The following is a 12,248-nucleotide window of genomic DNA, read 5'->3' on the forward strand; positions in this document are numbered from 1 at the left end:
ATTCATACTAAAAATAACTAACAAAATTTTTCTTTAAAAAAATCGCCTGACATAACTGAGCAAAGTCATGATCAGGTTGTCTTCTAAATCAATTGCTTTCAAAAAAACGAATAGCTGGTTAATCCAAGCCAGCTATTGGGCTAAGTAACCAAATATTTATAAAACCAATTTAATTATGGATCTTAATTTTTATCCAGAAAACCAACAGTGGCAGAAGGGCTTTTCATACCGAAAACTTCTCTTTACAGGTCTGTCAGCACTCACGTTGCTCTGCCTGGCAGAACCACTGAGTGCAAAACCCGGCGAACTTAAAACATACGCAACCTACATAAATTCGGTAATTCCGAAGTGGGACACCACCATCAAAGGCAAAATTGTTGACGAAAAAGGCGAAACTTTAGTGGGCGTGAGTATAAAAGTAAAAGGAACCACTTTGGTAACCAGTACCGACGCTAATGGAGCTTTCTCCATTACGATCCCTTCAACGGTAAGCAATCCGGTTTTAGAGATTTCGTACGTTGGTTATACTACGCAGGAAGTAGCCGTTAACGGAAAAACCACCCTGAGCATCCAGCTAAAAAGTTCAACCAACGACCTGGACGAAATAGTAGTGGTTGGTTATAATACGGTTAAAAAAAGTGATTTAACAGGCTCAGTAGTAAGTGTTGGGGCTGAAGAAATCAGATCGAGACCAGTTGCCAATGCCTTACAGGCCATTCAAGGTAAAGCAGCCGGGGTGGATATTACCTCAAATGAGCGCCCGGGCCAATTGGGAAACATTTTAATCAGAGGGGTAAGATCGTTAAAAGCGAGTAATTCGCCTTTGTATGTTGTAGATGGAATTCCGTTGCAGGCAGGTGGAATTGATGCCATTAACCCCAATGATATTGAAACCATCGACATTTTAAAAGATGCATCTGCAACTGCAATATACGGTTCGCGTGGTGCAAATGGTGTAGTTTTGGTAACGACCAAAAGAGGTAAAATAGGGCGTTTAACCATGGATTATGTAGGAACTGCAACCATCGAAACCTTAAACGACAGGATGGAGATGATGAATTCGGCACAATATATTGAATTTCGTCGTGATGCATTAAGAGCTTTACCTACAAGCGACAGCAGGAAATATCCGGCTGTAGCCACGCAGGCAGCAGATCGGTTAGCCTTTGCCGGTGATCCTTTTGTACTCGAAAACATTGATAAAGGCTGGGTGAATGGTGTTTACGATGGCAGCCTGGTACCAACCACTGATTGGGGGGATTTAGTGACCAGAACCGGGGTTACACAAGATCACATATTGAGTCTGAGCGGTGGTACCGACAAAATAAAAGCTTATGGATCGTTTGGCTATTTGAACCAGAAGGGAACCCAGCTTGGCCAGGATTTCGAAAGGTACAGTGGTAAAGTGAGTGTTGAACTTAATCCGGTAAAATGGTTTAAAATGGGACTAAACTTAACTACCACTTATGGCTTGCAAAACTATGGTTTTGTTGCGGCCAGTGCTTCAGGGGCAGGCAATATATACGCAGCTGCAAGAGGCATGCTACCGATGGCAGTTCCTTACGATAAGGATGGCAACCGGATTAATTTACCTGGCGGAGATATCAACATCCAAAACCCCATTTTGGAGGCAGATTACAACATTAACCTGCGTAAAACATTCAGAACCCTGGGTTCGGTATTTGCAGAGATAAATCTTTTAAAAGGGTTAAAATACCGGATTAATTTCGGCCCTGATTTTTCAAATTTCTATAATGGAAAATATCAGGATGCCAAATCGGTAAATCGTGATGCTGGCATACCAGGCTCAGTTAATAATTATGCGCAATTAAACCAGAGCAACAAATTTGCCTACACACTCGATCATTTAATTTATTACGATAAAACCATTGGCAAACATAATTTTGGCGCTACATTATTGCAGAGTTCTTCTTCCTACAGAGACGAATCATCTTCGTTAACCGGAAGCAGAATTAATTTAATTGCACCGCTTTGGTATGGTTTAAGGGCAGGAAGCATTACTGCCCTGGATGGATTTGACACCGATTTAAGAAAATCTACTCTAGCATCGTACATGGCCAGGGTAAACTATAGTTTCGATAACAAATATCTGTTAACCGCTTCTATGCGTTGGGACGGTGCCTCTCAACTGGCCGAAGGCAATAAGTGGGATTTTTTCCCCTCAGCAGCACTGGCCTGGCGCTTAGATCAGGAGGAGTTCCTGAAAAACATTAAATGGATCAATCAGTTAAAACTTAGGCTGGGCGTAGGTAGTACAGGTAATTCAGCTGTTGATATTGGCAGCACATTGGGTCTTTTACAGCCGCTAACCTATACTTTTGGCAGTTCTGCACAAATTGGATATGTGGCATCAGATGCATCGCTTGCCAATCCGATTTCTTTCCCTAATAAATTATTAAGCTGGGAAAAAACCTTGCAATACAATTTAGGTGTGGATTTCGATTTATTTAACGGACGTATTGGCGGCTCATTGGATGTATACAAATCTAAAACCACCGATTTAATTTTACAAAAAAACATCCCAATTATCAATGGCTATCCTACTTCTTTTGATAATATCGGATCGACGAAAAACAAAGGAATCGATTTAACACTGAACACGATTAATGTAAAAACACGCGATTTTAGCTGGGAATCAACTTTAAATTTCTCGGTAAGTAAAGACGAAATTCTGGCTTTAAACGGGGGAAATATGGTACTTGACCGTTTCTTTATCGGGCAACGGAATGGTGTTGCTTACGATTATGTAAAAGAGGGAATCTGGCAGGACACACCCGAAGATAAGATCCTGATGGATAAGTTTAATGCGAACGGGGGAACTTTCAAAGTCGGAAGTATTAAAGTTAAAGACTTAAATGGCGACAATAAAATCGATCCCAATAACGACCGTCAGGTAATTGGGCATTATAACCCGAGCTGGACAGGCGGATTAACCAACACATTCGGTTATAAAGGCTTTGATTTATCTGTTTTTATTGTGGCCCGTTATAATTTCCTGATTGAAACCGGCGCTGAATCGTTACAAGGACGTTTTGCACAACGTGTTCTCGATTATTGGACACCAACCAACCCAACTAACGATTATCCTGCACCTAACTATGGTAGCGCAGCTGGTGATCCGTTTAAAAGTTCGATGAACTACCAGGATGGTTCCTTTATCAAAGTAAGAAATATTTCATTAGGCTATAATTTCTCAGCTGACCTGGTTAAAAAGCTTACACTATCCAGATTGCGGATTTATGCTCAGATGATTAATCCTGGTTTAATTTACTCGAAGATAAAATGGATCGACCCTGATCTGGGCGGATCTACTTTTAATAGAGGTGTGGTATTTGGCATTAACGCAAGCTTTTAACGGAGCGAAATAAAATTGATTATGAAAAAGATTATAAATTTAATATCAGGAGTGGCATTGTTGGGTAGCTTGATGGTACTTCCCACTTCCTGCAAAAAAAGCTTTCTGGATGAAGAAGTGATTAACTCCCGCAACACATCCGATTTCCAAAAAACCGAAGGATTGGATGGCCTGGTTATTGGCATGTATCAAAGCTTAAAATTCCATTTCAACTATACCTGGGCCTATACCAGCACCAATTACGGAGTTGATGAATTTACTGTGGGTGGCGACAGAACAGAGCAAATGTGGAACTCGTATGATGGAACTTTAACCCCCTTTAATTCGGATGTACAGGCCGTTTTTGATAACATGTACACCAATATAAACTCAGCTAATATTGTTATAAAAAATGTACCGCTTTACTATACCGGCGCCAATAAAAACATCCGGTTGGGAGAAGGGTATTTTATGCGTGCCTTCGATTACTTTAAACTGGTAAAACAATTTGGAGGAGTGCCCTTACAGCTCGAATCACTGGAAACCATTAAAGATGAATTTACGCGCAACTCGGCAAAGGAAGTGTATGAACAGGTAATTCAGGATTTTACCCAGGCTTACAACCTCCTTCCGGCTACCGTTACCGAGCGGGGAAGAATTACCAAATGGGCTGCTGCGCACTTTTTAGCCAAAGCTTACCTGTTCCGCGCCAGCGAAATTAACAACGACTGGAATACCGACACCAAAACTGCTGATTTGCAGAATGCGGTTAAATATGCCGATTTGGTGATCAATAGCGGCCAACACAGTTTGGCAACCAACTTTAGCGATTTGTGGAACTTTACAACTGTGGATGGTGCAAATGAAACCAACAGGGAAGTGATTCTCGCAGCTCAGTTTTCGAACAACACTGCAACGCAGGGAAGATACGGCAATCAGGTACACTTATATTATCCATCTATTTACCAAACCCTGCCAGGCATGATCCGCGATATTGCAGGCGGGCGCGAATTTCAAAGAATGCGGTCAACCGACTATGCGCTGGATGTATTTGACCGGGTAAATGATTCAAGATTCTGGAAAAGCTTCAAAACCAGATATATTGCCAATAACGCAGCCAGCCTCCCAAAATGGGTTAAAGGCAGTGCGCCAACACCTGCGCAGGAAGGTCAGGCGAAATTTGGCGTAGGCGAGGAAGCAATTTTATACATTGTTAACAATGCTGGCGATACCCGTTATACCCCGATAGTTGCAGGTGCCGATCCGGCTTTGCCAACTGATATTGCACGCCGTAAACCAACTATGTTTGTCAGGTATTTTGCCGGTCAGCCACAAAGCTACTTAAACACGCATGGTAATTACAGTGTTGGACAATACGTGGCCTTATCCAAATTCATGGACGGCTCGAGAAACCTGGTTGCCTCCCAATTTGGCCAGCGCGATGGTATCCTGGCACGCCTTGCCGAAACTTATTTAATTGCTGCTGAAGCCTATGGCCGAATGGGCCAATATGCGCAGGCTATCCCCTATCTGAACAGTGTACGCGATCGCGCTGCCTATAAGGAAGGAGAAGACCGCTCTGCATACGTAGATGGCGGGGTTGCCTATAAAACCAACCCTGCGGTAACCACCACCGCGGTTTCGTATTCTGATAAAAACACTTATTTTGAATCGAATAATATACCTGTTACCACGGTGAACACCTTAAGTTCAATGCATTTAAACAGTGAAGCTGATATTTTTAATTCCACAAAAGACTTTTATGATAAAGTGGGAGCAAGCTCTAATGCAGATAAATTTACTGCTTTTATTCTGGATGAAAGGTCAAGAGAGTTGATGGGCGAACTAATGCGGTGGGAAGACCTGGCACGCACAAAAACACTCGTAGCCCGTACAGCTGCATTTAACCTGGAGGCTAAACCCATAGAAAGCAAACATTATTTGCGACCAATACCACAGAGTTTCCTGGATGTATTAAAGATTAATGGAGAAGCATTATCACCTGCGCAAAAACAGGCTATGCAAAATCCGGGTTGGTAAGTTGATAAATTTCAGAACTTAACCTACAGAAAGCTAAGCGTAAATGGGGTTTAACCGAAACAAGATATTTCGGTTAAACCCCATTTTTATGTTAGGCAAACTGCTAAAAACCTGAATTATTTGGCCTGGTACTGCACATTTTCACTATTCTGAACCGCATATTTAGGTTTATCGCCATTATCGGCAACAATGTCTTTAAATTTCACACCCAGCGCATCATTTACCTGAATTTCTGCACTGGCTGGAAGTTTAATCCCTTCAAACACCACGTTTTTAAGCTTATGCCCTTCCGCCTTAAAGCCATTAATATTGATAACGGGCTCTTTGGTTTGTGCTTTGGAAAGATCGATGTTTCGGAATACAAAATTTTCAAAAACGGGCGGTTCAGGTGCAGCAGCACCATCGTTATTGTAGTTTACCGCCGAAAAAATGGTTATTTTAAGTAACTGGCAATCGGCAACGGTTACATTTTTAACATAGCCACCGCGATCTTTAGTACCTTTAATCTGCATACCATGTAACAAGGCTCCCGCGGTACAATCCTGCACCAAAACATCGCTCACCCCGCCAGACATTTCGCTGCCGATAGAAATGCCATGACCTCTGGTAAACTCACAATTGCTGATGTTTACATTACGTGTAGGCTTTGCGATGGTATACCCTTCAGGGTTTTTGCCCGATTTAATCGCAATACAATCATCACCGGTTGAAAAAGTGCAGTTAAAAATATAGCTATCGTCAGATGAATCCGGATCTAAGCCATCGCCATTGCGCGCAGTACTGCTAATGTTTAAATCGTGGCAACTTATCCCCTTGCTGTAAATGTAATGAATCGTCCAGCAGGGCGAGTCTTTTATCGTCAATCCCTGTATTTCCACATCTTTGCAGTTCATCAGGCAAATTAAACGTCCGCGGCTTCTTATCCCATTTTGATCGATCATGGCCTTGCCCAAAGCCCCCCCACCTCCGCTAATGGTACCCTCGCCTTTTATAGCCAGCTGCTCAACCGCAAAACCACCTTTGTTGTTCATTACCCCAGCATTAAGTAAACTGGCATAAGTTTTCATTTCCCAGCCTTCAAAACGGTTGTTAATAAACGGCATATAATCAGCCGTATCGCCGCTACCTTTCAACACACCGTCTTTAGCAATTTCAAGTGTCATGTTGCTTTTCAAAAACAACGCTCCGCTAAGAAATATTCCTTTGGGAATGCGTACAGTACCTCCTTTAGGGCAGGCATCAATCGCTTTTTGAATGCTTACCGTATTTACAGTTGTACCATCGCCTTTTGCTCCAAATTCGGTTACGGTTAGTGTTTTCCCCGTGGCTTTAGTCGTAAATTTTAATATTGTACTGCCGGCAGATAATTCTCCCAGTTTGTTTTCGGCTTTAATGCTGCAAGTATAGGTCTTTAAAGGGCTTAGGTTTTTTAAGGTATAATTCGTTTTTGTTGAAACACCGATCTCTTTGCCATTTAAGATCACGTGATAGCGAACTACATCCGAATATACTTCGGGTTTATGCCAAACCAATGTGGCCGAATTGGCAGAGACTGTACCAGGTGCCACAAGCGGACTGATCGGCGCCCCAGCTTTAGCAAAAGACTGCAGACAAAAAACAATTAAAAATGCGGAGATGATTAATGAGCTTCTCATAATTTAATCAGGTTAATGGCATAATTTACAAGCTATGCACCTTAAATAATTTGGTTAGACCATGCGTTAAACAGGATAATATCATCAAGTTAAAGCGGTCGGTGTATAAACGAAATTATCTTATTCTGCCAGATAAATCATCCTGTAGTGTCCTGCATCAAAAACCAGCAGCATGCTATTTAATCACTAATTACGCACTTTGCATCAACAAAACCAGTAACGTTTTTAATACCTGTTTTGCAGGATAGCACAGGATGGATTGCCAGATATTATATGTTAATATCGTATTATCCTTAAACCAAATATTTCCGGGCTTATTCGTTCGTTTTTATTGCCCTGCAGGCAGGCACAAAAAGCAATAAGTCCAGGTACATAACCAATTAGTAATCCATTAAAAATGAGCCACAAAAAATTATTCGCCCTTATTGTTTCTACCCTGTTTTGCCTGCAAGCCTTTGCGCAAAAAAATACACCGGTTAGAACAAGTTACAATTTTAACCCCGGATGGAAGCTTTACGTTGGCGATACAACCGCTGCCGAATCTATTGATTTTAACGATCAAAACTGGAAATCCATTACGCTTCCGCATGCCTGGAACGAGGATGAGGCTTTTAAAAAATCGATCGAAGAACTCTCTACCAGCATTGCCTGGTACCGCAAACATTTTAAGCTGCCTCAAAACAGCCAGAACCAGAAAATATTTCTCGAATTTGAAGGCATCAGGCAAGCTGGCGAGTTTTACCTGAACGGCAAATTTATAGGCCGGCACGAAAACGGGGTAATGGCTTTTGGCTTTGACATCAGCAATTTAATTGATCCGGAAAAGGAAAACGTAATTGCCGTTAAAATTGATAATGCCTGGAACTACAAAGAAAAAGCCACCAACTCAGGCTACCAATGGAACGACAGGAACTTTAACGCCAACTATGGCGGTATTTCGAAAAATGTAAAACTGCATATTACCGGAAAAGTATACCAAACCCTTCCGCTTTATACGACGCTGCAAACTACCGGCAATTACATTTATGCCAAAGATTTCAATATCGATCAAAAATCGGCCACCATCGTTTCCCAATCAGAAGTTAAAAATGAAAGCAGTGAGGCCAGTACCATCACTTACGAGGTAGTATTAAAAGATGCTGAGGGGAAAACGGTTAAAATCTTTGCAGCAGCCCCGCAAAGTGTTGCCCCCGGCGAAACCAAAATATTAAAGGCCGAATCGACAGTCAGCGGACTTCATTTCTGGAGCTGGGGCTACGGTTACTTGTACACCGTTACTTCGCGCTTAAAAGTAAATGGAAATGTGGTTGACGAGCTGAATACGCAAACCGGCTTTAGAAAAGCGGAATTTAAAAATGGAATGGTTTATTTAAACGACCGTGTATTGATGATGAAAGGTTACGCGCAACGCAGCAGTAACGAGTGGCCTGCAATTGGTTTATCGGTACCTGCCTGGCTAAGCGATTACAGCAACCAGCTGATGGTAGAAAGTAATGCCAACCTGGTTCGCTGGATGCACATTACTCCCTGGAAACAGGATATCGAATCGTGCGACCGTGTAGGTCTGATTCAGGCCATGCCTGCAGGCGACTCGGAAAAAGATGTAACGGGCACACGCTGGGACCAAAGAAAAACCGTGATGCGCGATGCCATTATTTATAACCGCAACAATCCCAGCATCTTGTTTTACGAATGTGGTAACGAATCAATCAGTGCCGAACATATGAAAGAAATGAAAGCTATTCGTGATACCTACGACCCTTATGGTAACCGTGCCATCGGATCGCGGGAAATGCTCGATATACCGGAAGCGGAATACGGTGGCGAAATGCTTTACATCAATAAAAGTGCAACCAAACCACTCTGGTCAATGGAGTACTCGCGAGATGAAACGCTGCGCAAGTACTGGGACGAATTTTCGCCACCCTATCATAAAAATGGTGCAGGTCCGCAGTACAAAGGTGCCGATGCCAGTGATTATAACCGCAATATGGACAGCCATGCCATTGAAGATGTAATCCGATGGAACGAATATTACCAGGAAAGGCCAGGTACGGGAACCCGCGTAAGCTCAGGTGGGGTAAATATCATATTTTCTGATTCAAATACCCACCACAGGGGCGAAGAAAATTACAGGCGCAGTGGTGAGGTAGATGCTATGCGCATACCCAAAGATGGCTTTTTTGCACATAAAGTGATGTGGGATGGCTGGGTTGATGCCAAAAAGGAAGGTATCTATATTATTGGCCACTGGAATTACCAAAAAGGAATTAAAAAGAACATTTACGTGGTGAGTGCAGGCGATAAAGTAGAGTTGATCCTCAACAACAAATCGCTGGGTTTTGGCCAGAAAAGTGATGGATTCCTATTCACTTTTAATCAAATTGCCTATTCGCCCGGCATCTTAAAAGCCGTATCTTACACCTCTACTGGTAAAAAACTGGCTGAAACACAGTTAAAAACCAGCGGAGCACCGGCCGCACTGAAACTTACGGCAATGAAAAATCCTGCTGGCTTTAAAGCCGACGGAGCCGATGTAGCGCTGGTGCAGGTAGAAGTAGTAGACCAAAATGGCAACAGGTGCCCGACAGCTTTAAACACCATTAATTTCGAATTGAGTGGTCCGGCTGAATGGCGTGGCGGATTGGCACAAGGTCCTGACAATTACATTTTATCGAAAGTTTTACCGGTTGAAGGCGGCGTAAACCGGGTGCTAATCCGTTCGCTAACGCAGGCTGGTCAAATTACGCTGAATGCAAAAGCTGATGGACTAAAATCTGCTTCAATTGCTTTAGCTACAATACCTGTACAGGTAGCAGGTGGTTTATCTAAAAGTCTTCCGGCCGATGGACTAAAATCTAACCTCAGTAAAGGTGAAACGCCAAAAGGCGCTTCATTTACAGCACAGCGTAAAAGCATTAAAATTATTTCAGCAGAAGCAGGTGCCAACAACAATAAAGCCCAATTGAGCTATGACGACAATGAGCTGAGCGACTGGGTTAACGATGGAAAAATGAATACTGCCTGGATTAAATATACGCTCGAAAAAGCAAGTACAGTAAGTCAGGTGGCTTTAAAATTAAATGGTTTCCGCTCTAAAACCTATCCGTTACGTATTAGTGTTGATGGCAAAGAGGTGTTTAAGGGCGAAAGCAAAACCAGTTTAGGTTATTTTACCGCTACCTGCAAACCTACCAAAGGAAAAACCGTAACCATACAATTGCTGGGCTCTGGCAAAGAAAAAGAAAATGCGGTGGTGGGTGTAGAAATGAACGGCAAAAAACTGGATGATGGGGTAAGCCGCACAGAAATGAAACAGAAAGGTGGTTTAAGTATTATTGAAGCTGAAGTTTACGAGCAGCCTTAGGCTATTTGGTTGGTGGATCACCAACCATGGGTTTGACTAAAATAAAAAACGTAACATGAAAATATTAAAAAATAGCTATCTCCTGCTGTTTAGCTTGATCGCTTTTACACACCTAACACAGGCTCAATCAAAAGCTGCTATCGAGGTGAATTTTGATCAAAACATTGCAGCTATGAAACCTATCTGGGCCTGGTTTGGTTACGATGAGCCCAATTATACCTACATGAAAGATGGCCAAAAATTGCTTACCGAAATTTCGAAACTCAGTCCGGTACCGGTTTATGTGAGGGCACATAACTTACTTACTTCCGGTGATGGTACGCCGGCGCTGAAATGGGGCTCAACCAATGCCTACACCGAAGATGCAAAAGGCAACCCCGTATATAATTGGAAAATTGTTGACCAGATTTTCGATACTTATGTAAAGCGTGGCATGAAACCGCTGGCGCAAATTGGTTTTATGCCCGAGGCCTTATCAACCCACCCTGTTCCGTACCAGCACCAATGGAAACCCGGGGCAAAATACAGTGTAATTGAAACCGGATGGGCCTACCCACCCAAAGACTATCAGAAATGGGGCAACCTGGTTTACGAATGGGTAAAACACTGCGTAGCCCGTTACGGCAAAGCTGAAGTAGAAAGCTGGTACTGGGAGGTTTGGAACGAGCCAGATGGCGCCTACTGGAAAGGCACGCAGGCAGAGTTTTTTAAACTTTATGATTATGCGGCCGATGGATTGAAACGTGCCCTGCCAACTGCCAGAATAGGCGGTGCAAATGTCACCGGTGGAGCTGCTAAATACCTCGATGCCTTTATTAAACATTGTTTAAGTGACACCAATTATGTGACCGGAAAAATCGGTTCGCCTTTGGATGCGGTTCTTTTTCATGCAAAAGGCTCGCCGCGTGTAGTAAATGGCACGGTAGTAATGGATATCAGAGCGCAACTGCGCAATATGGAATCGAACTTTAAGGTAATTACCAAATACCCGCAACTTAAAAATATCCCGGTTATTATTGGCGAATCGGATCCTGAGGGCTGTGCAGCCTGTGGCATGGCTACCAATCCAGAAAATGCTTATCGAAATGGCACCATGTACTCGAGTTATACCGCAGCTTCTTTTGCCCGCTTGTATGCACTTACTGATCTCTATCAGGTTAATCTCTTAGGTGCAGTAACCTGGTCGTTCGAATTTGAAAACCAGCCCTGGTTTGCAGGTTTTAGAGATTTGGCCACCAACGGAGTAGATAAACCAGTGCTCAATGTTTTCAGGATGTTTGGCATGATGAAAGGCAACCGGGTAGAGGTCAAAAGCAACCGCATGTATGCACTCAGACCCGTACTCGATTCGAGCATCAGGAAGCCACAAACCGATATTGGTGCACTGGCTGCCAAAGCAGACCAATCGGCTACGGTATTGGTGTGGAATTACCACGACGAAGATAAAACAGGCACTGCCGATTCGGTAAAGGTTACCCTCAACAACTTACCGGTTAAAACCGTTACGCTAACCGAATACCGCATAGATGCGAATAACAGCAATGCTTACGAAGTCTGGAAAAAAATGGGTTCACCCCAAAATCCCGATTCAAAACAAATTGCACTATTGGAGAAAGCCGGTCAGCTTAAAATGGTTGGTAAACCGACTAAACGAAGCAATTTAAAGGAGATTGGAATTTTATTACCCAGACAAGGAGTTTCGCTTTTGAAGCTGGCTTGGTAAATAAAAACCTCGCAGGTTTTTGAAACCTGCGAGGTTTGTTCATCAGGTCGCGATTACAAATCACGACCAACGGCAAAACATAATCGTCATGCTGAACTTGTTTCAGCA

5 protein-coding genes are annotated in these 12,248 nt (G+C 42.9%); 4 read left to right on the forward strand and 1 reads right to left on the reverse strand.

Translation table 11 applies throughout. The features are described 5' to 3' along the window. The first annotated feature begins 175 nt into the window (after positions 1-175). Both OC25_RS21365 and OC25_RS21370 read left to right on the forward strand, forming a co-directional pair. Entirely contained in the window at positions 176-3,376 is a 3,201-nt protein-coding gene (locus OC25_RS21365) for a SusC/RagA family TonB-linked outer membrane protein (RefSeq protein ID WP_082018681.1), read from the forward strand. Between the two features lie 21 nt (positions 3,377-3,397). After that, positions 3,398-5,395, forward strand: coding sequence for a RagB/SusD family nutrient uptake outer membrane protein (locus tag OC25_RS21370; protein ID WP_039480187.1), 1,998 nt, complete (start codon positions 3,398-3,400; stop codon positions 5,393-5,395). A 116-nt stretch (positions 5,396-5,511) separates the two neighbouring features. On the opposite strand, the gene OC25_RS21375 is transcribed toward OC25_RS21370, so the two are convergent. Continuing rightward, a complete protein-coding gene (locus tag OC25_RS21375; RefSeq protein WP_052266376.1) occupies positions 5,512-7,050 on the reverse strand; it encodes a glycosyl hydrolase family 28 protein in 1,539 nt (512 codons plus the stop codon). A 397-nt stretch (positions 7,051-7,447) separates the two neighbouring features. On the opposite strand from OC25_RS21375, the gene OC25_RS21380 reads away from it, so the two are divergent. Further along, positions 7,448-10,417: a glycoside hydrolase family 2 protein gene (locus OC25_RS21380; protein ID WP_039480189.1), complete on the forward strand. Its 2,970-nt coding sequence runs from the start codon at positions 7,448-7,450 to the stop codon at positions 10,415-10,417. A 55-nt stretch (positions 10,418-10,472) separates the two neighbouring features. Then, the gene (locus tag OC25_RS21385) at positions 10,473-12,140 is read left to right on the forward strand and encodes a GH39 family glycosyl hydrolase (RefSeq protein ID WP_039480191.1); all 1,668 of its coding nucleotides are present in this window, start codon (positions 10,473-10,475) and stop codon (positions 12,138-12,140) included. Positions 12,141-12,248 lie beyond the last annotated feature (108 nt).

Origin of the sequence: Pedobacter kyungheensis (genome assembly GCF_000812965.1) — a bacterium.
GTDB lineage: Bacteria > Bacteroidota > Bacteroidia > Sphingobacteriales > Sphingobacteriaceae > Pedobacter > Pedobacter kyungheensis.

Excerpts from the sequence above, each read along its gene's own strand:
- OC25_RS21375 (WP_052266376.1), bottom strand. The coding sequence starts at position 7,050 with ATGAGAAGCTCATTAATCATCTCCGCATTTTTAATTGTTTTTTGTCTG.
- OC25_RS21380 (WP_039480189.1), top strand. The coding sequence starts at position 7,448 with ATGAGCCACAAAAAATTATTCGCCCTTATTGTTTCTACCCTGTTTTGC.
- OC25_RS21365 (WP_082018681.1), top strand. The coding sequence starts at position 176 with ATGGATCTTAATTTTTATCCAGAAAACCAACAGTGGCAGAAGGGCTTT.
- OC25_RS21385 (WP_039480191.1), top strand. The coding sequence starts at position 10,473 with ATGAAAATATTAAAAAATAGCTATCTCCTGCTGTTTAGCTTGATCGCT.
- OC25_RS21370 (WP_039480187.1), top strand. The coding sequence starts at position 3,398 with ATGAAAAAGATTATAAATTTAATATCAGGAGTGGCATTGTTGGGTAGC.